General features: G+C 72.6%; 30 protein-coding genes and 1 pseudogene. 6 read left to right on the top strand and 25 right to left on the bottom strand.

Annotation, left to right across the window (positions count from 1 at the left end; all coding sequences use genetic code 11):
* Positions 1-34: 34 nt before the first annotated feature.
* The 10 genes and pseudogenes from DGO_RS10265 to DGO_RS10225 all read right to left on the bottom strand — a co-directional run bounded on the left by DGO_RS10265 (position 35) and on the right by DGO_RS10225 (position 7,104).
* A pseudogene (locus DGO_RS10265) lies at positions 35-1,159 on the bottom strand (DNA glycosylase AlkZ-like family protein).
* A 61-nt stretch (positions 1,160-1,220) separates the two neighbouring features.
* Positions 1,221-1,844, bottom strand: a complete 624-nt coding sequence (locus DGO_RS10260; RefSeq protein WP_014685447.1) for a DNA-3-methyladenine glycosylase — start codon at positions 1,842-1,844, stop codon at positions 1,221-1,223.
* Between the two features lie 38 nt (positions 1,845-1,882).
* Positions 1,883-2,527 carry a DNA-3-methyladenine glycosylase gene (locus DGO_RS10255; protein ID WP_043801978.1) on the bottom strand — a complete coding sequence of 215 codons (645 nt, stop codon included), beginning with the start codon at positions 2,525-2,527 and terminating at the stop codon, positions 1,883-1,885.
* Positions 2,524-2,973 (bottom strand): hypothetical protein, encoded by a 450-nt coding sequence (locus DGO_RS10250; protein ID WP_043801976.1) that lies wholly within the window; start codon positions 2,971-2,973, stop codon positions 2,524-2,526. The genes DGO_RS10255 and DGO_RS10250 overlap by 4 nt, the downstream gene beginning before the upstream one ends.
* Complete coding sequence (locus DGO_RS10245; protein WP_145975303.1) at positions 2,970-3,401, bottom strand: hypothetical protein; 432 nt, start codon at positions 3,399-3,401, stop codon at positions 2,970-2,972. Before DGO_RS10245 ends, DGO_RS10250 begins: the two co-directional genes overlap by 4 nt.
* 10 nt (positions 3,402-3,411) lie before the next feature.
* Positions 3,412-3,573 (bottom strand): hypothetical protein, encoded by a 162-nt coding sequence (locus tag DGO_RS23825; protein ID WP_014685443.1) that lies wholly within the window; start codon positions 3,571-3,573, stop codon positions 3,412-3,414.
* A gap of 358 nt (positions 3,574-3,931) precedes the next feature.
* The gene (locus tag DGO_RS10240; protein ID WP_014685442.1) at positions 3,932-4,885 is read right to left on the bottom strand and encodes an ABC transporter ATP-binding protein; all 954 of its coding nucleotides are present in this window, start codon (positions 4,883-4,885) and stop codon (positions 3,932-3,934) included.
* Positions 4,886-5,006: 121 nt separating this feature from the next.
* A complete protein-coding gene (locus DGO_RS10235) occupies positions 5,007-5,366 on the bottom strand; it encodes a T-RNA-binding region (RefSeq protein ID WP_014685441.1) in 360 nt (119 codons plus the stop codon).
* 66 nt (positions 5,367-5,432) lie between these two features.
* Complete coding sequence (locus DGO_RS10230) at positions 5,433-6,272, bottom strand: ABC transporter permease (RefSeq protein ID WP_226991339.1); 840 nt, start codon at positions 6,270-6,272, stop codon at positions 5,433-5,435.
* A complete protein-coding gene (locus tag DGO_RS10225; RefSeq protein WP_226991338.1) occupies positions 6,265-7,104 on the bottom strand; it encodes an ABC transporter permease in 840 nt (279 codons plus the stop codon). Before DGO_RS10225 ends, DGO_RS10230 begins: the two co-directional genes overlap by 8 nt.
* Positions 7,105-7,310: 206 nt before the next feature.
* Here DGO_RS10225 and DGO_RS21125 point away from each other — a divergent pair, with 206 nt between their 5' ends.
* Positions 7,311-8,156 carry a DUF937 domain-containing protein gene (locus DGO_RS21125; protein ID WP_014685438.1) on the top strand — a complete coding sequence of 282 codons (846 nt, stop codon included), beginning with the start codon at positions 7,311-7,313 and terminating at the stop codon, positions 8,154-8,156.
* A gap of 126 nt (positions 8,157-8,282) precedes the next feature.
* Here DGO_RS21125 and DGO_RS10215 read toward each other — a convergent pair whose 3' ends face one another.
* Complete coding sequence (locus DGO_RS10215; protein WP_226991337.1) at positions 8,283-8,789, bottom strand: endonuclease V; 507 nt, start codon at positions 8,787-8,789, stop codon at positions 8,283-8,285.
* Positions 8,790-8,796: 7 nt separating this feature from the next.
* Entirely contained in the window at positions 8,797-9,258 is a 462-nt protein-coding gene (locus tag DGO_RS10210; RefSeq protein WP_014685436.1) for an Lrp/AsnC family transcriptional regulator, read from the bottom strand.
* Between the two features lie 155 nt (positions 9,259-9,413).
* On the opposite strand from DGO_RS10210, the gene DGO_RS10205 reads away from it, so the two are divergent.
* Positions 9,414-10,832 carry a KamA family radical SAM protein gene (locus DGO_RS10205; RefSeq protein ID WP_043801972.1) on the top strand — a complete coding sequence of 473 codons (1,419 nt, stop codon included), beginning with the start codon at positions 9,414-9,416 and terminating at the stop codon, positions 10,830-10,832.
* Between the two features lie 272 nt (positions 10,833-11,104).
* Positions 11,105-12,496: an acetyl ornithine aminotransferase family protein gene (locus DGO_RS10200; RefSeq protein WP_043801969.1), complete on the top strand. Its 1,392-nt coding sequence runs from the start codon at positions 11,105-11,107 to the stop codon at positions 12,494-12,496.
* 27 nt (positions 12,497-12,523) lie between these two features.
* Here the strand turns inward: DGO_RS10200 and DGO_RS10195 are convergent, their stop codons facing one another.
* On the bottom strand, positions 12,524-13,099 hold the full coding sequence (locus DGO_RS10195; protein WP_083847269.1) for a GNAT family N-acetyltransferase: 576 nt from the start codon (positions 13,097-13,099) through the stop codon (positions 12,524-12,526).
* A 91-nt stretch (positions 13,100-13,190) separates the two neighbouring features.
* On the opposite strand from DGO_RS10195, the gene DGO_RS10190 reads away from it, so the two are divergent.
* A complete protein-coding gene (locus DGO_RS10190) occupies positions 13,191-13,916 on the top strand; it encodes a phosphotransferase family protein (protein ID WP_043801963.1) in 726 nt (241 codons plus the stop codon).
* A gap of 21 nt (positions 13,917-13,937) precedes the next feature.
* Here DGO_RS10190 and DGO_RS21120 read toward each other — a convergent pair whose 3' ends face one another.
* The 12 genes from DGO_RS21120 to DGO_RS10135 form a co-directional block, all read right to left on the bottom strand.
* Positions 13,938-14,726, bottom strand: a complete 789-nt coding sequence (locus DGO_RS21120) for a hypothetical protein (RefSeq protein WP_014685431.1) — start codon at positions 14,724-14,726, stop codon at positions 13,938-13,940.
* A 40-nt stretch (positions 14,727-14,766) separates the two neighbouring features.
* The gene (locus DGO_RS10180; RefSeq protein ID WP_014685430.1) at positions 14,767-15,255 is read right to left on the bottom strand and encodes a GNAT family N-acetyltransferase; all 489 of its coding nucleotides are present in this window, start codon (positions 15,253-15,255) and stop codon (positions 14,767-14,769) included.
* Positions 15,255-15,680 carry a Rieske 2Fe-2S domain-containing protein gene (locus tag DGO_RS10175; RefSeq protein WP_338032379.1) on the bottom strand — a complete coding sequence of 142 codons (426 nt, stop codon included), beginning with the start codon at positions 15,678-15,680 and terminating at the stop codon, positions 15,255-15,257. Before DGO_RS10175 ends, DGO_RS10180 begins: the two co-directional genes overlap by 1 nt.
* 153 nt (positions 15,681-15,833) lie before the next feature.
* Positions 15,834-16,892, bottom strand: coding sequence for a c-type cytochrome (locus tag DGO_RS10170; protein WP_043801960.1), 1,059 nt, complete (start codon positions 16,890-16,892; stop codon positions 15,834-15,836).
* A complete protein-coding gene (locus tag DGO_RS10165; protein WP_043801956.1) occupies positions 16,889-17,428 on the bottom strand; it encodes a cytochrome c-type biogenesis protein in 540 nt (179 codons plus the stop codon). Before DGO_RS10165 ends, DGO_RS10170 begins: the two co-directional genes overlap by 4 nt.
* Positions 17,425-18,012: a TlpA family protein disulfide reductase gene (locus tag DGO_RS10160; RefSeq protein WP_014685427.1), complete on the bottom strand. Its 588-nt coding sequence runs from the start codon at positions 18,010-18,012 to the stop codon at positions 17,425-17,427. Before DGO_RS10160 ends, DGO_RS10165 begins: the two co-directional genes overlap by 4 nt.
* Before the next feature lie 36 nt (positions 18,013-18,048).
* Complete coding sequence (locus DGO_RS10155; RefSeq protein WP_014685426.1) at positions 18,049-20,031, bottom strand: heme lyase CcmF/NrfE family subunit; 1,983 nt, start codon at positions 20,029-20,031, stop codon at positions 18,049-18,051.
* Positions 20,032-20,133: 102 nt separating this feature from the next.
* A complete protein-coding gene (gene ccmE / locus DGO_RS10150) occupies positions 20,134-20,598 on the bottom strand; it encodes a cytochrome c maturation protein CcmE (protein ID WP_014685425.1) in 465 nt (154 codons plus the stop codon).
* Complete coding sequence (locus DGO_RS23820) at positions 20,595-20,759, bottom strand: hypothetical protein (protein WP_169331007.1); 165 nt, start codon at positions 20,757-20,759, stop codon at positions 20,595-20,597. The genes ccmE and DGO_RS23820 overlap by 4 nt, the downstream gene beginning before the upstream one ends.
* Positions 20,752-21,474 carry a cytochrome c biogenesis protein CcsA gene (gene ccsA, locus DGO_RS10145; RefSeq protein WP_014685423.1) on the bottom strand — a complete coding sequence of 241 codons (723 nt, stop codon included), beginning with the start codon at positions 21,472-21,474 and terminating at the stop codon, positions 20,752-20,754. Before ccsA ends, DGO_RS23820 begins: the two co-directional genes overlap by 8 nt.
* A 167-nt stretch (positions 21,475-21,641) precedes the next feature.
* Positions 21,642-22,775, bottom strand: coding sequence for a M48 family metallopeptidase (locus tag DGO_RS10140; protein ID WP_043801953.1), 1,134 nt, complete (start codon positions 22,773-22,775; stop codon positions 21,642-21,644).
* A 1-nt stretch (position 22,776) separates the two neighbouring features.
* A complete protein-coding gene (locus DGO_RS10135) occupies positions 22,777-23,949 on the bottom strand; it encodes a YjgN family protein (protein ID WP_145975302.1) in 1,173 nt (390 codons plus the stop codon).
* 150 nt (positions 23,950-24,099) lie between these two features.
* Here DGO_RS10135 and DGO_RS10130 point away from each other — a divergent pair, with 150 nt between their 5' ends.
* The gene (locus DGO_RS10130; protein WP_014685420.1) at positions 24,100-24,615 is read left to right on the top strand and encodes a gamma carbonic anhydrase family protein; all 516 of its coding nucleotides are present in this window, start codon (positions 24,100-24,102) and stop codon (positions 24,613-24,615) included.
* On the top strand, positions 24,612-25,628 hold the full coding sequence (locus DGO_RS10125) for a hypothetical protein (protein ID WP_226991336.1): 1,017 nt from the start codon (positions 24,612-24,614) through the stop codon (positions 25,626-25,628). The genes DGO_RS10130 and DGO_RS10125 overlap by 4 nt, the downstream gene beginning before the upstream one ends.
* Positions 25,629-25,723 lie beyond the last annotated feature (95 nt).

The raw sequence follows: 25,723 nt of genomic DNA, 5'->3' as shown, positions 1-25,723 counted from the left end.
GCCCCCTCGATTTCACCCGCAATCGCGGGCATTCTCAGATGCTCGCTCCGCTTGATTCTCCGGATTCTGCCGTGAGGCCTAGAAAGGCCCGGTAACGCTCCAGTTCCGTCTCCAGCCCCCGCATCAGCGTGGCCGTCCGGCGCACGCCGGGCACGAATCCGAACTCGGCGTCCAGGCCGCCGCCCGCCGCCTTGAGGTTGGCCCAGCCCACTGCGCGTCCGGCGTGGAACACCGGCAGCGCGTAATAGCCGAACTGCCGCGCCGGGGCGGGCGTATAGGCCTCGAATTTGTAGGTTCAGCCGTGCAGGTGCGCGAAGCGGCGCCGGTCCCACGCCAGCGGATCGAAGGGGCCCACGATCCGCACGCCGCGCGGCGCGGGGGCGTCCTGCGGGGCCGACTCGGCGGGCCACACGTAGCGCATGCCCTCGACCACCGCACCTGCCAGCTCGCCGCGTACCGCCTGCCGGAAGGCCGCGCGCAGTTCGCCGCGCAGGTGCGGAAGGCCGAGGTGCGAGAGGCTGACCAGATACCCCAGGCTGGCCTCAGGCAGCGGGGCGTAGAGCGCGGCGAGCAGGTGTACGGCGCCGCGCAGCCGCTCCTCCTCGGGCAGCGGCGAGGCGCGCAGGGCGGCCAGATGCGGGGCCGGGCCGTACAGCCGCACGCCCGAGACGCGCCGGGTCACGCGCACCTCGCCCCGGCGGTGCAGGGTGTCCAGGGCGCGGGTGCTCGCGCTCGACTGGCCGCCCCAGGCGTTCACGACCCGGCCCCGGCCCAGCAGCGCGGCGACCTCGCGGGGGTGGACCTCCTCCCGGCCCGCGAGCAGGGCACGCACCTCGTCCAGCAGCTCGGGGTGCTCCTGCTCGGTGCGGGTCACGCCGACCTCGCGCGGGTGCAGCAGCGCCTGTACGCGCCGCGTCACGAAGCCGTAGTTGGGCAGCATGTCCTCCTCGGCGTCCAGGCCGGGGTACAGCCGCTCGAGGTCGCCCGCGCGGTAGCCGGGCACCCGCGCCATCAGCGTGAGGTCCTGCGCGCGGGCCGGAGAGCGGATGGGGTCGGCCTGCACGAAGCCCAGACGGTCCAGCGCGGCCTGCACGGTCCTGGCCTTCTCCAGCGTGCGCCACGCGGCGGCGCGCAGGGCGGCAGGTGTGGGGGCGCTCATGGCCGCCAGCCGGAAAAGGCGGCCGGAACGTCGCTGCCCCGGTGGGCATGGCCCGCTGTGTTCACGCGCCCGCCGGTCTGCCCGGCGACACCCAGGGGTTGCCCCTCACCAGGAAGCGCCAGGGCAGGTCGGTGCCCAGCCGCAGCCCGATGCGGGGCGTGGTCGTGACCTCGGCGTCGGGCACCGGCTCGCCCGGCACGAAGTACAGCTCCGGCCCGTCGGCCCGCTGCCCGTTCAGGTCGGGGGTGATGCTCAGGGCCGTCATGAGCTTGGCGGGGCCGTTCGTGAGGTCCAGCCGCCGCTTGACCGGCCGGAGTTCGCGCATGGTGTCCTCGCCCAGCAGCGGCTCGGCCGCGCGGATGAGGATGGCCGCCTGCACGCCCGATTCGCGGCACACCACGTTCAGCAGCGCGTGCTGGTACACCGCGTGGAAGTAGATCCGCCCCGGTGCCCCCCCGAGCGCCTGCGCCGCCCCCGGCAGCCGCGCGATGACGTGGCAGCTCGGGTCGCGCGGGCAGTCGTAGGCCTCGGTCTCCACGATGCGGGCGGCCAGGCGGGGGCCGCCGGGCAACTGGCGCACCAGGGCCATCCCCAGCAGTTCGCGCGCCACTTCGACCGGGTCGCGGTCGAAGAAGGACACGTCCAGCGCCCGCGCGGGGTCAAGGTCCGGAAGGGGTGCAGACATCCGGCCCAGCCTAGAGCATCCCCCACAGGGGGCCGTTTTTAGCGAATGTTGACCTCCGGCAGGTCGGTCCCTGGCCCGGCGAGGTCCAGGCCCGGCGCGCCCGGCGACACCCAGGGGCTCTCCGTGATCAGGAAGCGCCACGGCAGCGTGCGCCCCCCGCGCAGGCCGACGCGGGCCGTGACCGTCACCCCGGCGTCGGGCAGCGGCACCCCGGGGGCGAGCAGGTGCAGGGCGGGGCTGTCCACCGGGGTGTGCGCCACCTCGCCCGGCCGCAGGCCCAGGGCATAGACGAGCTTGGCCGGGCCGTTCGTCAGGTCGCGTGCGCGCACGACCGGGCGGTGCGTGAGCATCTGGTCTATCCCCGAAAGCGGCTCCAGCGCGCGGATCAGGACGCTGGCGGCCACGCCTGCCGCGCGGCACGACACCTGAAGCAGCGGGTGGCCGTGCGCCGCCCAGAACAGCCAGCGCCCCGGCGCGGTCGCCATGTCGGCGCTGCGGGCAGCGTGAAAGCGCCCGGCGGTGCAGGCCGGGTCGCGGGGGCAGTCGTAGGCCTCGGTCTCGACCACGCGGCCCGAGAGCACCTCGCCGCCCGGCAGGGTATGCACCAGGATCGTGCCCAGGAGTTCGCGGGCGACGAGCACCGGATCGCGGTCGAAAAAGGCGGCGGGGAGCGGCGGGGTCATCGGCGTGGGGCCGGGGCCTTGCGGGTGGTGAACCAGAGGACATAGCCCAGAAACCCCGCCATGAAGACGACGCCCCCACCGTAGACCAGGAGATCCGGCAGGTCCTGGGGCCGCCCGTACACGGCGTTCGAGACGATCTCGGCCAGTTCTTGCAGGGTCAGGGCCAGTGCGGGGAGCATCGGCAGGGCGACCGAACGCAGCTGGGCCGGCGTCCGTCGGGCCACCAGCAGCCACCAGCCCCACAGCAGGACGGGTACCTGAAGCAGCGTGACGGCGTATCCGGCCGCGCCCAGGGCGTCGGGATACGGGTCGTCCACGCCGGGCACCCGCTGGCCCGGCCCGCCCAGCAGCGAAAGGACCATGCCGTAGGTCGCGGCGGCCAGGGAGAGCCCGAACAGCAGCGTCCAGCCGATGCCCAGGCGGCCCGGGTCGGGATCCCGCATCATGCGCCCTGACGTAGTTTCTGTCGCCTGCGCTGCACCACGAACGCCAGGGCGCCGAGGGCCAGGAGGCCGACCACCGCCGAGTAGGGGTCCAGGGGCCGCCCCTGGGTCAGGTCCGACACGGCGCGGCTCAGCAGCCGCAGGCCCACGCCCAGGATCAGGGCGAAGGTCACGGCGAACTGCCGGGTCGCCTCGCTGGCCTCCCGGCTCACGACGATGGGCGCGGCCCACAGCAGCGCGGGCACCTGAAGCAGCAGCACCAGATACCCCGCCAGCCCCAGGGTGGTCGGCAGCGGCGGCTGGAGGCCCGGCACCGGTTGCCCCGGCCCTCCGGAGAGGTGGAGCAGCGCCGAGAGGGCGACCCAGCCCAGCACGAGCGGCCAGACCCAGCGGGGCGTCGTGCCGGGAAGGGGGCGACCTGGAGACGTCATGGCCCGGATACTAACGCGCGGCCTCACGGTGGGGCGGGCGGTGGGCCGTCCAGACCCGCCACAGGGCGAGGACCGGAAAGACCAGCACGGTGGCCGCAGGCAGACCCTGGACCCAGGAGTGCTCCGCCCAGTCTTCCCAGAAAGGCGAGCGGCTGTTTTCTGCGGTGAACAAGGGCCAGGACGGCCCACCAGCTGGCCCACCACATCACCGTCCGTCCTCCGTTCGCCAGGGTACCCGGGCGTGCCGGCAGAGCCACAGGCTCAGTGCGGCGCAGCCTGTGGCGGTGGCCGCCAGTCCCAGCGAGAGTCCGCGCGGCGAGGCGGGGTGCGGGTCCGGCCAGAAGAGGGCGAGCAGACTGCCCAGGAGCACCTAGCCTCCGAACCACAGCCCCCGGCGCGACGGGATCGGCTGCAACTCGGCCCACCGTGCCCGGGGAGGCACGCCCCAGCACCGGTTGGTCTCCCGGGCGTCCAGCTCGGGGGGCAGGGGGTCGGGCCGCAGGGACGGGGCTGAAGCGGCGGGCGGAGCTTCACCGGGGGACGGCACCCGCCTGGCCTACTGTCCGGCGCAGCAGCCCGCCCTCGTAGATGCGGCGCACGGTCGCCTCGATGTCGGGTTCGCGCACCGTCAGGTCGCGCACCGGGGCGTGGGCGGTGACGCGGGCGATGGGCAGCGCCGCCGCGCCCGAAAAGCCGTAGCGCACGCGCGGGCCGTCGGCCGAGAGCAAGGTCAGGCCCGGCACCTCGGGGCTGGGGGGCGCGTGTTCGTACTCGGCGTGCAGCTCGCGCTCGCCGCCGTAGCGGGTCTGCAATTCGCCCAGGGCGCCGTCGTACAGCAGCCGCCCGCCGTCGATGATCATCACCCGCCGGGCCAGCCGCTCCACGTCGCCCAGGTCGTGGGTGGTGAGCAGCACCGTGACCCCGCGCTCGGCGTTGATGGTCCGCACGAACTCGCGGATGCGCTCTTTGGCGACCACGTCCAGGCCCACCGTCGGCTCGTCGAGAAACAGCAGCTCGGGGCCATGCAGCAGCGCCGCCGCGAGGTCCGCGCGCATCCGCTGGCCCAGCGACAGGGCGCGGGCGGGCGTGTCCAGAAACGGCCCCAGGTCCAGCAGCGCCGTGAACTCGGCCAGATTTTCGCGGAAGCGCCCGGCGGGCACGCGGTACACGTGGCGCAGCAGGTCCAGCGACTCGCGCACCGGCAGGTCCCACCACAGCGTCGTGCGCTGCCCGAACACCGCGCCCAGCCGCGCGACATGCCGCCGCCGCTCGCGCCAGGGCACCACGCCGCCCACCGTGACCCGGCCCGAGGTGGGCACGAGCAGGCCCGTGAGCACCTTGACCGTCGTGGACTTGCCTGCGCCGTTGGGGCCCAGATACCCGACGACCTCGCCCGCCGCGACCGAGAACGACACGTCCTGCACGGCGACGGTGGCCCGGTGGCCGCGCCCGAAGGTCTGGTGGAGGTGCTGGACTTCGATCATGGGGACTCCTGGGGGAAGGTGGGGGGTGGGGCGTGGGAAGTGGAGAGGCCAGGCCAAGCAGAAGAGGCGTCTCCGGGGCGGTGAAGGCCCGGGCCGCCGGGCATCCCCCTCCCCACCGCCTTCAGAACACCTTGCCACCCAGCTTGGCCGCCGTCGCGGGCGTCAGGGGGGTGGCCTCGCCGCTCGCCAGGCCGGGAAACTGCACGCCCAGGATCAGGACCTCGGACTGCACGTCGCCCACCGTGCGCGGCGCGAAGTTCAGCACGCCGACGACCTGGGTACCGACGAGCTGCTCGGGGGTCTGTCCCGTGAAGCGCCCTACGCTGGTGCGGGTGCCGTACTTGCCGAAATCCACCGTCAGGCGGTAGGCGGCCTTCGGGGCGCTGGGTTCGGGCACGGCGGCCAGCACGCGCCCCAGGCGCAGGTCGAGGAGGGCCAGGGTGTCTTCGGGGTTCACGGTGGGCTTGAGATCGGTCGCCATGGCGGCCACTCTGGCGCGCGCCTCCGGGGCAGGGCCGGGGCCGCCTAGTCAGGCCGGGGCGGGCCGTCACGAGCCGGTCCCCTGGTAGTGGCGCACGCCCACGCGCCACAGCAGCGCGGCGGCCCCCAGCACCAGCGGCCCGGCGACCGGCGCGAGGTACGCCGCCCAGCCCGGCAGGCCGTCGGGCAGCGGGCGGCCCAGCAGATGCATCACCGGAAAGTACGACAGGAAGGCGGCGGGCAGCAGGTAGGTGAAGGCCCGGCGCAGCCACTCGCCGTAGATATCCATCGGGTACGAGATCAGGCTGCGTCCGCCGTAGGTCAGGACGTTCATGGCCTCGACGCTCTCGACCGTCCAGAAGGTCAGGGTCCCCCCGACGACGAACAGGCCCCCGAAAAAGGCGATCAGGCCCACGAGGCTGCCCGCCAGCAGCGCCATATCCCCTGCCGTCCAGGCCACGCCCGAGTGCGCCATACCGTAGGCGAGGATGCCGGCCGCGAGCAGGGCGCGCGGAAAGCGCCGCAGCGCGAAGTCCGACCCCAGCACCTGCACGGGCAGCGGCGCGGGCCGCAGCAGCAGCGTGCTGAAACTGCCGCTGCGGACCTGGGCCGAGAGGTTGGGCGCGTCGAAGCCCCCGAAGAGCAGGTCCATGAGCACGAAGCCCAGCTCGGCCAGCCCGTACAGCAGCGCGACCTCGCCCAGCGTCCACCCGCCCAGCCCCCCGAAGCGCGGCAGCACGAGCGCGAAGGCCGCGAACTCGGTCGCCGTGATGAGCGCCGTGGCGAGGGCGTCGAGCGCGAAGGACGCGCGGTAGACCCCCTGCGAGCGGGCCTGCGCGCGCAGCAGCAGGAAGTACAGCCGCAGGTGGTGTATGGCCGAGTCCAGGGCCACGCGCCCCCTACCCACCGGCCACCTCCAGCCGCCGCAGGCCGCGCGCCAGGGCCAGGGCGCACAGCGCGAACAGGACCAGCGTCCAGCCGAGTTGCCCCGCCAGCGCCGCCCATGCCGCCGCGCCGGTCTTCTGGCCCAGCCAGAGGGTGACCACCGTATTGAGCATCGCGGGAAAGGGCGTCCAGGCCAGCGCCGAGCCCACCCACGCCGGAAAGAAGGCCAGCGGCATCAGGAACCCGCAGCCCAGGCCCTGCACCGCCCAGGCAAAGCGCCCGATGCCTACGGCGTCCGGCGACCAGAAGGCCGCGCAGTTCACCAGAAACCGGAAGGCGAAGCCGCAGGCCCAGGCCAGCAGGACACTGAGGAGGGTCGGCAGCGGCTGGGCGGGCCACCGCGCCTCCCACACGAGCACGAACAGGGCCAGCATGGGCAGCCCGCGCAGCATGAACTGGCCGGCCGCGCGCCCCGCGTCCTGCGCGGCCCAGAAGGGCAGCAGGGAGGTGGGCCGCAGCAGGTCGGTCACGACTTCGCCCCGGTGGACGGCGCGCATGAAGTCGGTCCAGCCGAACAGCGAGAAGGCCCCGATGAAAATCTGCGTGAGGCCCACGTAGGTCACGGCGTCGGCCGCCGTCCAGCCCCCGACCTGCGGTCTCGCGCCGAACAGGGCGAGCAGCACCGCGATCCTCAGCACGCCGAAAAAGAAGTTGGTGATCAGGCCCCACGCCGCCGCCTGTGGGTAGGCGAACTGCCGCCGGAAGCCCAGGCGGGCGGTCGCCGCATACAGCGTCGCCGTCCCGGCCAGGCCGCCCCGGAAATCGGGGGGAGCCGCCGCACGAATCGTATTCAAATGGTCCTCCGCCCCTTGTTTTGCCGAACCGGGGAAGGGGCACAGGATAGGGGCGCGGCGCGGGGCGCGGCATGGGCCAAATGGCGCAGCTTCCGGGCGGGCCGGACGCGGGGGGCTGCGCCGGTCCCTCCAAGCCTGAACCCTCGCTCAAAGTGGGTGAGGGCAGGCCGTATCCGCTGCCGGAGGCCACCTTCTAGGCTGGGGGCATGATGGACCTTTTCAGTAGGCTCGGCGGGATGGGGCAGGCCCAGGGACAGATCAGCTCGCAGCTCGGCACCGACCCGCAGCAGACCTCCTCGGCCCTGGAGGCGGCCGTGCCCCTGCTGCTCGGCGCGCTGACGCGCAACGCCGCGCAGCCCGGCGGCATGGAGTCGCTGACGGGAGCCCTGAATCAGCACGACGGCCGCGCCCTGGACCTCTTTCAGCAGGGGCAGATGCCCGACATGCGGGACGGGCAGGCCATCGTCGGCAAGATCTTCGGCGGGCAGGGGCAGGCGGCGGCCAACGCCGTGAGCCAGCGCTCGGGCCTCAGCCCGCAGCTCGCCATGCAGGTCCTCTCGATGCTCGCGCCGCTCGTGCTGGCCTACCTCAGCCGGCAGCGCGGCGGTCAGGGCGGCGGGCTGGGCCAGGGCCAGAGCAGCCAGGGCGGCGGGCTGGGCGACCTCGGTGGGCTGCTCGGGGGCCTGCTCGGCGGGGGGGGCTCGGGCGGTCTGGGGGGCCTGCTTGGCGGTCTACTGGGCGGCGGCCACTCGCAGGGCCAGAGCGCGCCCCAGATGCAGACCCAGAGGGGCAGCGACCAGTGGGCCGGCGGACAGGGCGGCTCGCTGTTTCCCGGCTCGGCCCCGGCGGGCAGTGGGCAGGGCGGCGACGTGGGCCGCGCCCAGAATGACCTCGACGAGCTGAACGGGCGCACCCGGGACGACGCCCAGCAGACCCGGCAGCCTCAGCCGCAGGGTGGCGACCTCCTGAGCACCCTGAACCGCACGCTGGACCGCGACGGCGACGGGAACGCCCTGAACGACCTGATCGGCATGTTCGGCGGGCGTCGCTGAGGAAGGCCTGCTGAGACCGGCGGGGAAGCGAGGGTGCTGGACCACTCTCCGCCGCCCTCTCGGCTACTCGGAAATTGGAGCAGCTTCTTCTGTCCCCGTCCCCCGGATCGGGGACGTTCTGATGCGTTACGGTGCGGCCCGGCAGGCCCGGTCCACCCGCCGCAGCAATGTGGGCACCCGGTATTCGCCGGCCATGTCGCGCACCAGCGTGGCCGCCGCACGCGCCTCCAGCCCCGCCGCCGTGACATACAGCGCCCGCGTGCCGCCGCGCTCGACAGGCCCGGCATGGGGTGACCCCCGGAAGGCCGTCTTGGCGACGCCCACCACCGGGACGGCCCGGCCCAGCGCCTCGTACAGCGCCCAGCCCAGGCCGGGGCGTCCATTTCCGTCGAGGGTGACGTAGCCGTCGATGATCACCGCCTCCAGGTGGCCGACCAGTGGCGTCAGCAGCGGCAGCAGGCAGGGCAGCTCGCGCCGCGCGAAGGCCCCGGGTTCGTAGGGGGCGACCGCCTGCGCACGGTGGATGCGGCCCCCGACTTCCGAGGGGGCCCGCCAGCCCCCGAACAGCAGCAGCGCGGCGCGGGCCGTGCCGTCGGCGCGGTAGTCCACGTCGGTGCAGGCGAGCAGGGACACCGGCAGCCTAACGCGGGGGCAGCAGCAGCTTGCCTTCCAGCGGCGTGCTCAGGACGATGGAGGTGTCGCAGGTGAAGCCCATGCCGATCAGCTCGCTCAGCATGGCTTCCAGTTCGCCCACGTCGGGCACGGCGACCTTCAGGATGCAGCTGTTGTCGCCGGTCACGCTGTGGCATTCCAGCACGCCGTCGTGCCGGGTGGCCCAGCGCACCAGGGTCGGGTCGTTGCGCCCGCTGTCCTGCACGCCGATGAAGGCGGTGATGGTGCGGCCCAGGGGTTTCGGGGCCACGCGCACGCCGTAGCCCAGGATGACCCCGGCGTCTTCCAGGCGGCGCACGCGCTCGGTGACGGCCGGGGCCGAGAGGCCCACGCGGCGGCCCAGTTCGCGCATGGAGAGGCGCGAATCGGTCTGGAGTTCCTGAAGGATGCGGTGGTCGAGGGGGTCGAGCGACCCGCCGAACTGTCTCATGGTGGTCAGCCTAGCATTTGAAAGGTTGAGGGTGTCGTTTGCCCACCGGACATGGGGTGAAGGTCTCCCTGCACGCCCTGCGCCGCGCTTCCAAAAAGGCCGCCGCGCTGCGGAGAATGAAGGCCTCAATACCAAACGCTTTTTTGGAGGCCCGTATGTCCAGCATTCACCCCCAGGCGACCACCCGTGCCCAGCAGATGCTGCCGCGCGGTCACCGCGCCCCCAAATGGCAGCATGTTCCCGACGAGCAGTGGTACGACTGGAAATGGCAGCTCAAAAACCGCATCAACTCGGTCGCGGAACTCGAAGAGGTACTGCGCCTGACCGACTCCGAGCGCCGGGGGGCGAGTGCCGAGGGCATTTTCCGGCTCGACATCACGCCGTATTTCGCCTCGCTCATGGACCCCGAAGACCCGACCTGCCCGGTCCGGCGCCAGGTCATCCCGACGCACCACGAGCTCACGCCCTTCACGGCGATGATGGAAGACTCGCTGGCCGAGGACAAGCACAGCCCGGTCCCGGGGCTGGTGCACCGCTACCCCGACCGCGTGCTGATGCTGGTTACGACCCAGTGCGCGAGCTACTGCCGCTACTGCACCCGCTCGCGCATCGTGGGCGACCCGAGCGAGACCTTCAACCCGGCCGAGTACGAGGCGCAGCTGGAGTACCTGCGCCGCACCCCGCAGGTGCGCGACGTGCTGCTCTCGGGCGGCGATCCCCTCACGCTGGCGCCCAAGGTGCTGGGGCGGCTGCTCTCGGAGCTGCGCAAGATCGAGCACATCGAGATCGTGCGGATCGGCACGCGCGTGCCCGTGTTCATGCCCATGCGCGTGACGCAGGAACTGTGCGACGTCCTCTCCGAGAACCACCCGGTCTGGATGAACATCCACGTCAACCACCCCAAGGAGATCACCCCCGAGGTGGCCGAGGCCTGTGACCGCCTCACGCGCGCCGGGGTGCCGCTGGGCAACCAGAGCGTGCTGCTGCGCGGCGTGAACGACCACCCGGTCATCATGCAGAAGCTCCTGCGCGAACTCGTCAAGATCCGGGTGCGGCCCTACTACATCTACCAGTGCGACCTCGTACACGGCGCGGGCCACCTGCGCACCACCGTCAGCAAGGGCCTGGAGATCATGGAGTCGCTGCGCGGCCACACGAGCGGCTACAGCATTCCGACCTACGTCGTGGACGCGCCCGGCGGCGGCGGCAAGATTCCGGTCGCGCCGAACTACGTGCTCTCGCACAGCCCCGAAAAGCTGATCCTGCGTAACTTCGAGGGCTACATCGCCGCCTACAGCGAGCCGACCGACTATACCGGCCCCGACATGGCCGTGCCTGCCGACTGGCAGCGCCAGGAACCCGGCCAGAGCGGCATCTTTGGGCTGATGGAGGGCGAGCGCATCTCCATCGAACCCAAGGAATTCAGCGAGAGCCGCAACCGCCCCGGCGCGACGCAGCACCGCCTGAACAGCCGCGAGGACAAGTGGACCGCCTACGGCGTGGGCGCGGCGCCCGTGACCGACACGGCGCCCGACGGCCTGCCGCAGACGATCCCCGCGATCAGCGGCGACTGAAGCCCGATTGTGCAGTAAGGGCAGTGCCAGAGAAATTAGCTTCTAGGACGTCAAATTCTATCTGTTTTAAACAGCATATAAAATTACGAGTTTTTGCGCGACTCAGACGAAGTTTTTCGCCGATCAGCCCACTACCGCGCAACAGGTTTAGAAGCCCGCATCGCGGCGGCGCCGGCCGGGACACACCGAACCGACGTTCCGGACAGCGCAGCGATTGCCCCGCCTCTGCCCGGCAGCCTCCATTCGCCCGCTCTCTTTTTTCAGGAGAAGTCATGACCACCCTCGACCAGCCCAAGACCCAGGCCCGCCAGCCCGAGCTGCGCACCGCCCTGCCCGGCCCCAAGACGGCGGCGATCATGGGCCGCGACGCGCAGCACCTCTCGACCTCGTACATGCGGCCCTACCCCTTCGTGCCCGACCACGGCGAGGGCGTGTGGCTCACCGACGCCGACGGCAACACCATGCTGGACTTCTTCGCGGGCATCGCGGTCAGCACGACCGGGCACGCGCACCCGCATGTGGTGCGGGCCGTGCAGGAGCAGGTCGGCAAGTTCGCGCACGTGTGCCTCACCGACTACCCGCAGGAAATCACGACCAGTCTGGCCGAGCGGCTCGTCAAGCACATCGAGCGCCCGCTGCCGGACGGCGGGCACGAAAAGTGGCGCGTCTTTTTCGGCAACTCGGGTGCCGAGGCGGTCGAGGCGGCCGTCAAGCTCGCGCGCAACCACACCGGGCGGGCGCACATCATCTCGACGATGGGCAGCTTCCACGGGCGCACCTACGGCGCGATCACGCTGACCGGCAGCAAGACGAAGTACAAGCGCGGGTTCGGGCCGCTGCTGCCCGCCGTGTCGCACGTGCCATACCCCAACCCCTTCCGGCCGCTGCCGGGCAGCACGCCCGAGACCTGCGGCCAGGCGGTGCTCGACCAGATCGAGGCGCTGTTCGTGGGGGTCATCCCGGCCGACGAGGTCGCGGCCATCATCGTCGAGCCGATGCAGGGCGAGGGCGGCTACATCGTGCCGCCGGCCGACTTCCTGCCGGGGCTGCGCGCGCTGTGCGACCGCCACGGCATCATGCTCATCTTCGACGAGGTGCAGGCGGGCATGGGCCGCACCGGCAAGATGTTCAGCTTCCAGAATTTCGGGGACGTGCAGCCCGACATGGTCACGGTCGCCAAGGGCATCGCCTCGGGCCTGCCCATTTCGGCGCTGTTGGCCCGCGAGAGCGTGATGACGTGGCCGGTCGGTTCGCACGGCTCGACCTTCGGCGGCAATCCGGTGTCGGCGGCGGCGGCCCACGCCACCCTCGACCTGCTCGAAGGCGTGGTCGCCCACCCCGGCTGCGGCGCGTCCTTGATGGAGAATGCCGCCGACGTGGGCGCGTACCTGCTGACCGAACTGCGGGCCATGCAGGCCGAGTTTCCCTTCCTGGGCGACGTGCGCGGGCAGGGCCTGTTCATCGGGCTGGAATTCGTGAAACCCGACGGCTCGCCCGACGGCCGCCTGCGCGACGCGGCCAGCATGGCGATGTTCGAACGCGGGCTCCTGAACCTCGACTGCGGTGAAGCCGTGATCCGTGTCAGCCCGCCGCTGATCCTCACGCGCGAGGAGGCGCAGACCGGCCTGGAGCTCATGCGCGGCGCCCTGCGTTCGCTGGCCTGAGCCCGGTGAGCGGGGCGGCCGCCGGGTTCAATGAGGTTGCCGGACGCGGCAGGCCGCCCGGAGGTGCTTTTCCAGCATCTCCGAGGCGTCGCTGGGGCAGCCCGCCGCCTCGCCGTTCCCGAAATGCCGGTAGCCGAAGTGCAGGTACATCGCCCGGTTGCGGGGCAGGGCGCGCCGCACCGACAGCCGCACGCAGCCCAGACCCAGCTCGGCCGCCCGCCGCTCGACGACCGAAGTCAGGGCGCGTGCCAGCCCCCGGCCCCGCGCCCCGGGCAGCACGGACAGGCGGCTGAGGTACAGGTGGTCGCCCCGGTGCTCGTACAGCACGCCGCCGGCCACCTGTCCCCCGCATTCGGCCACGAAGGCGCCGCCGCTCCGCAGGAGGGCGCTGAGGCGAGCGGGCGATTCCTGCACGGCGGGGCTGGGAGGCGACAGGCGGTCCCGGTACTCCGCGAAGGCCGTGCGGATGATCCAGGCCAGCAGGTCCGCGTCGGCGGCGGTGGCCCGGCGCAGCAGGACCGGCGCGGGAGCCAGCGCCGCGCGCGCCAGTCCCCCGGCCTGCACCCCGAACCCCTCTGGACGTCGTTCCCGGACTATCGGCATGGCTGGACTATAGGCACGGCGCTTTCCGGCGCGTACTGGCCGGATGGAGAGCCGACTGGCTGACTGGCCGGCCCGCTCCTAGACTGCCTGCATGTCCGTGCAGCGGTACTTTGCCCGCCATGGCCTGGGCGTCTCGGGCCTGCGCCGCGCCGGAACAGGCTTCGCCAACGAGGTCTGGTTGACCGACGCAGCCGTGCTGCGCCTGGGCGGCCGGACCCGGCATGCCCACGAGGCGCGGGTGGCCTGCGGCGCACTCGCAGCGGGGGTGCGCACCGCGCGGCCACTGTACTGGGGCCGGGGCTACGGCCTGTGGGAACGGCTGGACGGCGAGGTGCCCGGGCAGGTGCAGCCCCAGGTCTGGGAAGCCGTCCTGGACGACCTCGGCCGGCTCCAGGCCATGCCGCCGCTGCCCCGGCCCCGGCGCATGGCCTCCTGGCAGGGCGACTCCGAGTGGATTGGGCGAACCCAGGCCCGGGCCGGCTGGACTCCCGGCGAGCGTGCGGAACTCGGGCGTCTGCTGGGCACCCCGTATCCGGTCGTCTCGCCCACCTTCATCCACGGCGACGTGTACCGTCTGAACCTGCTGGTCGGGGGGTCGGGAGACTATGCCGGCCTGCTCGACTGGGGGCAGGCCGGCTGGAATGCGCTGGAGGCCGAGGTCGCTGTCATGGACGACCCGGCCCCGGCCCTGGCCCGCTGGGGGCACCGCCTCGATCCGGACCTGCTGCGCCGGGCGCGGCTGAACCTGCGGCTCAAGGTGGCGGGGGCCGGGCGGCTGCCGTTCAGTGAGGTGCGGACATTGCTCGAACCCGGCTGAGGCCGGGCCAGGGCGCTGGTTTCAGCGCAGGTCCGAGAACTTGAACGGCTTCAGGCCGGCTGGCAGCTTGGACGCCGCGCGGTGGACGGCGGCGCTGGTAAGGGCGCTGCCGTCGAGGTACACCCATTCCTCAGTGGGGAAGGTCCCACTGGTGAGATTCAGGCTGGCTCCGCTGTCGTTGATGATTTCCGTGGCCGTGACCTTGTTCCAGCCCTGACCCAAAGTCATGTTGAGAGAAGAGGTCAAGGTGTAGGTCTCGCCGCTCTCTGTCAGGGTGCAGGTCTGCGTCCCGGTGATGCTGACCGGACGATCCGCGTACAGGAAGGCGCCGGACTCGATGCTCAGGCCGGTCGGTGCATTGACCGTTCCCGTGAACGAGATCCGGACAGGGTCGACCGGGCCCTGCTTGCCGGCGCTGACGTTGACATTCAGGACGGCGAAGCGGGCCGCCGGATCGCTGACGGTCGGCGTGCCGGCGCAGCCCAGCTCTTCCGATCCCGGCAGGGTGAACTCGTCGCTGCTCAGGCTCCGGGTCTTGACGTTGGTGGGCAGCGGGAGGGTGAAGGTGCCGTTGCTCGCCAGGCTGGCCGAGGTCGCGCCCTGGGTACCTGCGTCCGCGACAGTCGCCTGAATGGTCCCGGCCCCTCCTGTCCAAGCCGTGGTCGGGGCGACCATGTCGTTGGCGCCGGGCGTTCCCAGTTCCCGCACCGTTCCGGAGGTGCTGGTGTAGGTCGTCACGGTCGGGGTGTTCTGCCCATGGCAGGAGGCCAGCAGCAGGGTCGGCAGGAGGAGCAGGGGCGCGTATCTCATATGAGACCGAGTTTAGAAGAAGCTAAGCTGACCTGTTGCCTCATTTCAGCCGCAGTTCGAAGCGGACGACATGGTCGGCCCCGACCTGCACTTCATCTACAGGCACGAACCCGGCGCCGAGGTACAGCGCCCGCAGCTTGCTCCGGTCGGAGGCCGTGTCCAGACGCAGCCAGCTGCGCCCCGCCGCCCGGGCCTGCGCCGCCGCGTCCGCCAGCAGGAGACCGGCCAGCCCCTGCCCCTGCGCCGCCGGGTGAACAGCCAGTCTGTGCAGGTACAGCGCCTCGCCGGGCGGATCGTCGGGCCAGAACAGAGGGTCGCGCTCCAGCAGGACAGAGCACCCGACCGCTGTGCCCGCGTGCCAGGCCACGCGCCAGCCCGCCGGGGGATAGTGCCGGGCCAGCCGCTCGGGCGTCAGGCTCTCGGGCGGCCACAGCGCCTCGCCCCGGCCGGCCAGGGCCTGCGCCGAGGCGACCAGCACGCGCGAGGCGGCCTGCGGGTCGCCCGAGGTGAAGGTCAGGGCCACCGCCATCAGCCGCTGAACTCCGGCGCGGGTTCGATGCCGGTGGCGTACAGGTCGCCTTCGCGCGCCTCCAGCCGCACGCGGGGCAGGGGAGAGGCGGCCTTGCCGAAGACGGCCTCTCCCGCCCGCAGCGGGTCGAACACGCTGTAATGGCAGGGGCAGCCCAGCTGCGGGTGGCGCTCGCCCTGCGGCGGGCGGTAGTTGAAGGCGAAGGCCAGCACTTCCTGGTCGCGCACGAGGTTCACCGAGCAGCCCAGGTGCGTGCAGACCCGCGAAAAGGCCGCGTAATGCGCCCCGCCTACACTCAGGCCGCCCGCGACCGGCCCGGGCAGGCGCAGCAGCGTGCAGGGCCGGCCGCCATAGCTGAAGGTGCGCTCGTCCCAGGCCCCGGCCAGGTCGCTGCGGGCCGCGATGCGGGCGGCGGGACCGGCCACGAAGGCCTCCTGGCCCACGCCCGGCGGCCGCGCAGCACCCGCGTGGCGTAGTAGCCCATATACCCGAAGGTGCCCAGCGTGCCCGCCACCGGCAGCACCCACCAGCGTTCCAGCAGGGCGCGGCGGGTGAGGCGGCTCAAGCGTTCCCCCGGCTCACTGGCCTTCACCTTGCCACTTTTCCAGCAGGTCGGTCAGGGCCGTGAGCTTCGTGCCGGTGATGCTCGGGAAGGCGGGCATGGCCCCCTGCCCATTGCGGATGATCCCCTGGATCGCCGCGCGGCTCAGGGTGCTCGCGCGCAGGCTGGGGCCGACGCCGCCGCCCCCCGAGGCCCCGTGGCAGCTCGCGCAGCTGGCGGCGTACACGCTCAGCGCCGGATCGGTCTCGTTCTGGCGGGCGCGGATGGCGGTGATGGTGTCGTCGGCGTCGCGGCCCTGGGGATCCAGGGTGCGGTAGCGCTCCAGCGCCGTGAGGGCCTCGGCGTCCTGCCCATAGCGCACCAGGGCAAAGCCCAGGAACAGCTGCGACTCGGCGTCGTCGGGGGCCAGCTGCACCGCCGTGCGGATCAGGAGGGCGGCGCGGTCGGAGTCCTCGCGGCTCAGGGCCTGCCCGCCGCGCTCGGGGCGGGTGAGCAGCAGGATTCCCAGGCGGCGCAGCGCCTGCGGCTGCCGGGGATCGCGTTGCAGCGCGCCGCCGTAGGCGTTGATGGCCTGGTCGTAGCGCCCCGCCCCGAAGGCCGCGTCGCCCCAGGCGAGGTAGGCCGCCTCGTCGCCGCCGTTCTGGGCGCGGGCGCGCAGGCCTGGGAGCCCCAGCACCGCCTGGACCGTCTTGGCCTCGCCTGCGTTCAGGCCCGCGAGCTGCCAGCGCGGCACGAAGGTCAGCGCGCCCGCCACCGTGACCACGGCCGCCAGCGCGACCCCGCCCAGCGCCAGCGCGCGGCTGCGGCCCGCTCCGGCGCGCGGCGCGGGGGCCAGGGCGTCGAGCGCGCGCAGGGTCAGCGCCGCGCGCCGCTCGAGGTCGGGCCGCTCGCGGGCCTGTTCGTCGCCCGCGCGCAGCTCGGCGTACAGGCGGTCCCGCTCGGCTTCCAGGCGCCCACGCTCGGCGGCGTCGGGGTCGTCGGGGGTCGCCGCGCGCAGCGGCGAGAGCACCAGCCACAGCGAAGCCAGCACGACCAGCGCCAGCAGCAGGCCCGCCAGCAGGGCCGGGGCGGTCATGGCTGCCTCCGGTCGGGGTCGGGGCTGCCGGAAGTCCGGCCCGGCACGTCCTGGCGCACCTGGGCCAGATAGGTGTCGTAGCTCTCTTCGGGAACGGGCGCAGCGACCGGCGCGGCTCCGGCGGGCACGGCGCGGCCCCGGCCCCCCAGTACCCGCGCGAGCGCTGCGCCGCCCAGCAGCAGCGCGAGCACGGGCGCGCCCCACAGCAGCAGTCCGCGTCCCTCGCGCGGCGGGTCGAGCAGCACGAAGTTGCCGTAGCGCTCGGCGAAGAAGTCGTAGATGGCGCGGTCGCTGCGGCCCTGGGCCACCTGCTCGCGCACCGAGGCCCGCATCTGGATGCTGATGTCGGCGCGCGATTCGGAGATCGATTCGCCGTTGTCGCACAGCGGGCAGCGCAGGTTGCGCTCGATGGCGACGGCGCGGTTCTGCTGCTCGGAGTTCAGGCTGGGGGCCGGGGCCGCCGTCTGGGGGGCCGCCGCCAGTGCGCTGCCCAGCAGCGCCGCGCCCAGCAGCAGGCTGCGCGTCGCCGCCCTCACAGGCCCGGCACCCCGATCTTGGCGAGGCCCACGTTCAGGCGCGCGCGGTCCAGGCCCCCCCGGTCCATGTGCTGCACGACGCCGTTCTTGTCGATGAACACCGTCTCGGGGACGCCCGACACGCCGTAGTTGATGCCGGTCGAGATGCCGGGATCGCGCAGGTTGGGGTAGGCCAGCGCGTACTCGCGGATAAAGTCGCGGGCGTCCTGCTCGCGCGTCTCGTTGAACAGCACGCCGACGATGGCGAGCCCCTGGCCGCCCGCGTTGGCGGGGCGCGCGCCGAGTTCGCGGAACAGCGGGGCCTCCTGGCGGCAGGGCACGCACCATGACGCCCAGAAGTTCACGACGACCGGCCGCCCCTTCAGCGACGCGAGGCTCAGGGTGCCGCCGTCGAGGGTCTGGAGGTCGAATTCGGGCGCGGCCTTGCCGATCAGGGGGCCGCCGTCGGTGGCGGTGCGCGCCGGGCGCAGCAGGGTCACGCCCAGCACGGCCACCAGTCCGGCCGCCAGCAGCGGGGGCACGAAGCGCCGCCAGCTGGGCCGGGCAGCCGGAGCGGGGTTGGAAGGAGCGGTTTTTTCGGTCATGTCAGAAGTCCTTGCGGGATCGGGCGTGGCCCGGTCTCAGTCCGTGGCGGGGGCGAGGCCGGCGGGCACGCGTCGGGCGGCGGCGCGGGCCGGGGGCGTCAGGGTGAGGACCGAGCCCAGCATCACGATGAGGGTGCCCCACCAGATCCAGCTCACCAGGGGGCTTTCGATCAGGCGCACGCTGGCCCACTGCCCGCGCACGTCGATGCTCGTCACGACGAGGTAGGTGTCGCCCCACAGCCCGTAGCGCACCGCCGGAGCGGGGAAGGGCTGACCCGGGGCCTGCTTGTAGCTGTTCACGCGGCTCAGGAACGGCTGGCCGTCGATATCCACGTGCGCGGTCGCCGAGGCCCCGTGCGGGTAGTCCTCGCGGCTGATGCGGGTGAGGCGCAGGTCCTCGTTCAGCAGCCGCACCGGCGCGCCGCCCACGTTCAGGGTGACCTGCTGGTCCTGGCGATAGGTCGTGCTGAAGGCGATGCCCAGCGCGATGACCAGCAGGCCCACGTGGGCGAGGTACGCGCCGTAGCGGCGGGGTTGCTCGCGCAGCAGGGTCGGCAGGCCCGCGCGGCGCTGCCGGGCCGCCCGCACCGTGAGCAGCCCCAGCCCTGCGAGGTTGTAGGCGCTCAGGCCCACCGTGAGGAGCACGCCGGGGTTACGCACGCCGGTCACGAAGGCGACCAGCGCCGCCCCTAGGCCCGCCAGCAGCAGGGGCCGCAGCGCGCGCACCAGCGACTGCCCGTCGGCGCGGCGCCAGGGCAGCAGCGGCCCCACGCCCATCAGGAGCAGCAGGCCCAGGCCCAGCGGCACGGCGAAGGCGTTGAAGAAGGCCGGCCCCACCGAGGCGTCGCGCCGCCCCTGCACGAACTCCACGAAGGTCGGGAACAGCGTGCCCAGCAGCACCACGAAGGCGAAGACCAGGAACAGCCAGTTGCCTGCCAGGAAGGCCCCCTCGCGGCTGACCGGCGCGGCGGGGTCGGCCTCGTCGCGCAGCAGCGGAGAACGCCAGGCGGCCAGCGCCACCCCGAGCACGAGCAGCAGCGCCAGGAAGCCCAGGAACACCGCGCCGACCGGGCCGTCGGCGAAGGCGTGCACGCTCTGCACGATGCCCGAGCGGTTCAGGAAGGTGCCGAGCACCGTGCTGGAATACGCCAGCACGATCAGCCAGACGTTCCACGAGCGCATCAGGCCCCGGCGTTCCTGAATCTGGATGCTGTGCAGGAAGGCCGTGGTGAGCAGCCAGGGAATGAAGCTGGCGTTCTCGACCGGGTCCCAGGCCCAGTAGCCGCCCCAGCCCAGCGTCTCGTAGCTCCACCAGCCGCCGGCCACGATGGCGGCTGTCAGGAAGGCCCAGGCGACCATCGTCCAGCGCCGCGTCACCACGACCCAGTGGTCCGAGAGCCGCCCGGTCACGAGTGCCCCGACCGCGTAGGCGTAGGGCACGCTCAGGCCCACGAAGCCCAGGTACAGCAGGACGGGGTGGACGGCCATCATCCAGTGGTTCTGCAATGCGGGGTTCGGGCCCTGCCCGTCGGCCGGAATGCTCGCCAGCGGCGTGAAGGGCGAGGCGACGGTGGCGCACACCCCCACGAAGAACAGCAGACTGACGAACATGGTGCCCAGCGCCCAGGGCCGCAGCGCGTCGCGGCGCAGGGTCAGGCTCAGGATGAAGGCGTAGCCCGACAGCACCCAGGCCCACAGCAGGATGCTGCCCTCCAGCGCGGCCCACAGGGTCGTCACCTTGACCCACAGGGGCGAGGCCTGCATGGAATGTTCGGCCACGTAGCGCACGCTGAAGTCGTCGCGCAGCAGCGCCACTTCCAGCACGACCACGGCCAGCGTGAGCAGGGCGAAGACGGCCCAGTTCACGCGCCGGGCCGCCTCGGAGACGCGGGCGTCGCCGCGCAGGCCGCCGACCAGGGCCAGCAGCAGGCCCGCGAGCGAGAAGCCCAGCGCGCCCAGCAGCGCGAGTTGCCCCAGCGCGCCGAGTTCCGACGCCCCGAAGGAGATCAGGTTGAGCAAGGTGCCGCCTCCAGATGAGGATTCCGGTCAGGTCGCTGCCGGAGGAAGGGGGTGCGGAAAAGGGAGGCGGGAAGCGCGGCCCGGACCCGGGCCGGGGCAGGTCTACTCGGTGTCCCGCATCATGTTCTTGAGTTCGGCCTGGGTCTGGGGCACGCTGTACTGCTCGCTGTGCTTGACCACCAGTTCGCGGGCATAGAAGGTGTCGCCCTGGAACTCGCCGCGCACCACGACGCCCTGGTTGTTCTTGAACAGGTCGCTGACCGCGCCGTGGTACTTGACCGGGAAGCTCGCGCCGCCGTCGCTGACCACGAAGTTCAGGTTCAGGCTCTGCGGGTCGTAGCGGGCCTCGCGCACCAGCCCACCGATGCGGATGGACCGGCCTTCGAGCTCGGCGCGCTGCTGCTGGTACTCGGTGGGGGTCACGAAGTATTCCAGGCTCTTGCCCAGGTTCCCGAAGGCGATGAAGCCCACCAGACCCAGCAGGGCGGCCACGCCCAGCACGGTGGGCCAGGGGCTGCGGCGGCGCTTGCGGGCGCGCGGCAGCGGCGTGCCGGCCGGGGTGGTCAACGCAGGCTCCCGCGGCGTCCGGGCGTCTGGGGGGCCTGCTCCTGAAGGGGCGCTTCGTTCTTCACGGCGCGCAGGCGCAGCCACATCCAGGCCAGATACCCGAACAGCAGGCCCAGGGTCACCACGTACACCACGATCACGTACCCCGAATACTTATCCACGGAGAGCCTCCCCCCGGCCCAGCGGCGCGCCCAGGTCGCCCATCAGCTCGCGTTCCTCGCGCGCGGCCTCGCGGGCCGCCAGGATGCCGCGCACGCGCAGCAGGTACACGTACAGGAAGGTGAAGGCGGTCGTGGCGACCAGCAGCACCCAGCCGTAGATGGGCGCGCCCTCGAAGCTGATGCCGCCCAGCAGCCGCAGTGTCTGGGTCTGGTGCACGCCGCGCCACCACTCGACCGCCATGTAGTTCACCGGCACGTACAGCGTGCCCACCAGCCCGACCACGGCCGCCACCCGCGCGCGGCGGTCGGGGTCGTCGATCATGCTGCGGATGAGCAGGTAACCGCCGTAGATGACGATGCTCAGGGCGGTCGTGGTCAGGCGGGCGTCCCACACCCAGTACACGCCCCAGGTCGGCTTGGCCCACAGCATTCCGCCGACGATGGTGGCGACCGTGAACAGCAGCCCGATCTCGGCGCTGCTCATCGCCAGACGGTCCCAGCGGCGCTGACGGGTGATGAGGTATAGCAGTCCGAACAGGCCGGTGCCGCCGTAGGCGAGGTAGCTGAGCCAGGCGCTTGGCACATGCATGAAGAACAGCCGCACCAGCGAACCCTGGTTCTGGTCGAGGGGCGCGCTCAGGCCCAGGCCGGCCGCGATCAGCAGCAGCAGCAGCGTCAGGCCGCCCAGCACCCTCGTCGTGAGGTCTCTTGTCATCTCGTCTCCCATTGTGACCTGCCGTGCCCCTGGCCCGTGAGGACGCGCGTCACGGTGACGCCCGTGCGCAGTGGCCCGAAAGCCCGGACCCGGCCGGATCTGTGTGCCCAGGGTCGCGTCTGGGCGCGGGCACGGCAAGTGCGAGTGTCCCCCGGTGTGGACGGGGGTCAGCGCGCGGCGTTCTCGATCTCGCGCAGGTGGGCGAGGCGCTGCGCGGTGCCGGGGTGGGTGCGTAGCAGGTCGCCGGGCGAGGCGGAGTCCTGCGGTTCCGGGCCGCCCTCGCCGGCCCGGTCCTGGGCCTCCAGCCGGGCCAGGATGTCGCGCAGCGGGCGGGTGGTGCCGTAGGCGCGCAGGAGGTAGGCCCCGGCGCGCTCGTCGGCCTCGGTCTCGGCGCGCCGCGAGTAGCCGTTTTGCAGCAGGGTCGAGGGCACGGCGGCGGCGAAGGTGGCCGCTCCCACGAGGTCGCCGGTCACGGCGGTGCCCAGCAGCGCCAGCCCCAGCCCCTGGTACACGCTCGCCAGCCCGTGGCGCCGGGTCACGTGCCCGGTTTCGTGCGCCAGCACGCCCATGAGTTCGCGGTCGCTGCGCGCGAGCGCCACGAGCTGGTCGGTCATGACGACGGTGCCGCCCGGCAGCGCGAAGGCGTTGGCCCCCAGCGCGAAGGGCGCATGTGCCGGTTCGCCGTCGCGCAGCAGCAGGCGGTAGCGGTAGCCGCCCCCGGCCCAGGCGCTCACCCGCGCGAATTCCCGCCTCAACTGGGCCTGCCGGGCGGCGCTCAGGCGGCTGGGAGCCAGGAAATCGTCGGTGTCCAGCAGGCGGACGCTCTCGCGGTCGAAGGTCTCCAGCACGGCTACAGGGGTCACGGCGGCGGTGCTGCGGGCCAGGGCGGGCAGCCCGAAGGTCAGGAACCCCCACACGAACAGCCCGAGCGCGGCGGTGGCCCCCAGGGTCAGTGCCCAGCTGCCCTCCAGCCGGCGCACCCCGCCCAGCACGCGGTTCTGGCGGGTCCGGGCCTCCAGGGCGCGGACCCCGGCCTCGTCGCCGGTCTCGAATCGCCCGCCCCCGGGCAGCCGGATCACCCGCCGCAGGCCCGGCAGCGCCGGTTCGGCCCGCAGCGCCGCCGCCGGCCAGTGCAGGGGGGCTGCGGGCTCCGGGGATGGGCCGGGGCCGGCCAGGGTCAGGGTCGCCCGTCCTCCGGGTCCGGTCTCCAGGGTGGCGGGCCAGGGCTGGCTGCTGCGGCCATCGAAATACGTGCCGCTCAGGGTCAGGGGTGCGGCCGGGGCAGGTGGGGGGACGGGCATCTCAGAATCCCAGGTTGATGTCGAGCAGTTCGGTGGCGGCCTCGCCCAGCGCGCCGGCCGGCGCGGCCGGTCCGGCGACGAAGGTGCCCAGGTCCACCAGCGAGAGCACCTGCGTGTGCGCGGCGACGTAGCGGGCCCGGCGCACCGTCGCCCAGGGCGTGAGCAGCCCCAGCGACACGAGCTGCGCGGCGGCGTTGCTCACGCCGATCCACACGAGGCGCGCGGTGCTGAAAGTCGCGCGGGCCCGCACCACCCCGCCGAGTTCGAAGTGGTTCAGGACGTAGCGCAGCGTGGCCGCCCGGACGTACTGCCACCCCACCATGTACAGGACCAGAAACCCGAGGTAGGTGGCGACGATCCCCGCGAGGACGCCCGGCTGTTCGAGAATGTCCCCGAACTCGTCGCCGAAGGGCGCCGTCTGGCCGGAGCGGAGCAGGACGGCCCCCAAGGTACTCAGGACCCCGACGATCAGGCCGCCGCCCACCGTGAGGCCCAGCGCCGTCAGTCCGATGAGGTACAGCCCCCCCGGCCCGCCCCGGAAACGCCCCGTCGCCGCGCCGTAGCGCAGGCCGCGCACCTGATAGTCGCGCTGCGCGTACCACGCCAGCGGCAGCGCCAGCCCGAAGGAGACCCCGGCGGCCACGTTCGCCACGCCGTAGGCCATGTAGGCCCCGCCCAGGCTGCCCCCGAAGCCGAAACTCAGGCCCCGGTGGACGGTGCTGCGGGCCAGAAAGCGCAGCGACTGGCGCACCAGCCACGGATAGGCGAGCACGAAGATCAGCGCGACCGGTCCCGCGACCCACTCCCAGCCGCTGAACTGAAGCTGCGTGGCGGCGCTGTAGGCCCCGAAGAAGACCCCGACGAGCAGGTAGCCGCGCAGCAGCGCCCAGGGGTTGGCCGCATACTCGAAGTTGTGGCCGTCGACCCAGGTATGGCCGTACAGGTACTGCCGGTTGCGCACCCGTGCCCAGGGCAGGTACAGGCCCAGCGTCACCACGCTCAGGGCCAGGTTGACCAGCCACAGCCGGAAGTATTCGCCCGCCTGTCCGCTGAAGTGGGCCGGGAAGACCTGCACCTGCGCGGCGACCGGCCCATTCGCGGTGTTCGCGTCCGGCGCGGCGTCCGGCGGGTCCTTGCCCAGGGACACGGGGGCCGGGTCGGTCGGGAGGCTCATGGCCTTCATGGTAGCGGCCGGTCCCGGCGGGCGGCGCGCATACCTGCGCCGCCCCGGGGGCGGGCGGCGGGGGGACATGCTACGTTGGACCCTGTCAGCAGCCGGCGCGGCACGGGTGCCCGGGCCACCGCGCTGCTCTGGAGGCCCGCCATGCCGCTGTATTCCCTGGAGGGGCATGTCCCCGACGTTCATCCTGAAAGTTTCGTCGCGCCCAGTGCCGACCTCATCGGCCGCGTGCGGCTGGAGCGTGCCAGCAGCGTGTGGTTCGGCGCGGTGCTGCGCGGCGACACCGAGACCATCACGGTCGGTGCGGGCAGCAATGTCCAGGACGGCGCGGTCCTGCACGCCGATCCCGGCTTTCCCTGCGTGCTGGAGGCGGACGTGACGGTCGGCCACCGCGCCGTCGTCCACGGGGCGCGCTGCGCCGCCGGAAGCCTGGTGGGCATGGGGGCCGTCATGCTCAACGGGTCGGTGCTGGGCGAGGGCGCGGTGCTGGGGGCCGGAGCCGTCCTGAGCGCCGGAGCCGAGGTGCCTGCCGGGATGCTGGCCCTGGGTGTGCCCGCGAGGGTGCTGCGCCCGGCCACGCCCGGCGACAACGCCGCGAATTACCGGGAGCGCGCCCGGCAGTACCGCCAGGGCCTCGCGCCCGCCGGGGAGAAGGCGTGACCGGTTCGCCGGACGGCAAGCGCCGGTCGCAAAAGCCCCTGCGCGGCGCGCTGAAACGCGGAGCAGCGGAGGAGCAGGAAAGCGCGCCGGTCCCGGACGGGGCGGTGGCCGGCCACGCGGGGGCCGAGTCCACCATCGTCGCGTCGGTCACGTCGCCCGGCGAGGTGCGGCTCGCGCCTTCCCCCGAAGCGCCGTCCCCCACCCCGGACCCCGCGATCCAGACGGCGGGCGGCAGCGAGGGCGATTTCGCGGCCATTCCCGAACTGCGGCCCATGTACCCCGGCGTCTCGCCCTTTCTGGCGCGGTTCCTGCCGCACAGCGAGCCGACCTACCAGGGGCTGCACAGCGCGTTTTGCGACCTGCACGCCTTCCTGAAATACCTGCACGGCCTGGGCTGGCACGGCTACCTCGCGGTGTCGCTGGGCGACCAGGCCGCCTACGTGCTCGTCTACGAGGGCCGCACCGTCGCGGCGGCGGCCGTCAACGCCTCGGGCGAGCAGGCGCTGGGCGAGCTGCTGGGGCTGTACCAGGAAGGCGCGGCGCTCTCGGCCCACCCGCTGCCCGCCACCTACGCGCACATCCTGAGCGGGGTGGGCAGCCGGGCCTGGAAATTCAACCTCACGCCGGATTTCACGGGCCTGCATGCGCAGCCCGGCGGCGCGCTGCTGTATTCGCGCGGTGAGGTCGTGGCGACCCTGCCGGCCACCCTGCCCTACGAGGGCGCGTTCCCGGCTCCGCTGCGGCCCCAGACCCTCATCCTGCCGCGCAGTCTGGCGGGCTGGGCGCACCACACCTACGGGCTGACGCTGCGGGGGCGCGACGCCGTGAACCCCATCACGGACATCTTCCTGAATTTCCGGACCCAGTACGGCGCGCCGGGCATCGAACTCATGCGGGCCGCCGCCCAGGGCCTGACGCCCGCCGAGTACGCCATGCGCTCGGACGCCGCGCTGCACGACCTCGAACCGCTGCTCCAGGAGTTCCTGAAGGCGGGGTACCTGCGCGAGGTGTGAGGCGGCGCTTTAGAGAGGCTTGGGAAAGAGGGGCGGGCCCCGCCCAACCGTAGGCCGACAGACCTTGACGCGGCGGCGGCGGACCAGAATGGGCG

The sequence above is a fragment of the Deinococcus gobiensis I-0 genome (genome assembly GCF_000252445.1).
GTDB lineage: Bacteria > Deinococcota > Deinococci > Deinococcales > Deinococcaceae > Deinococcus > Deinococcus gobiensis.
Note: the sequence above shows the minus strand (reverse complement) of the source record. Positions and strands in the feature narration are given on the sequence as shown.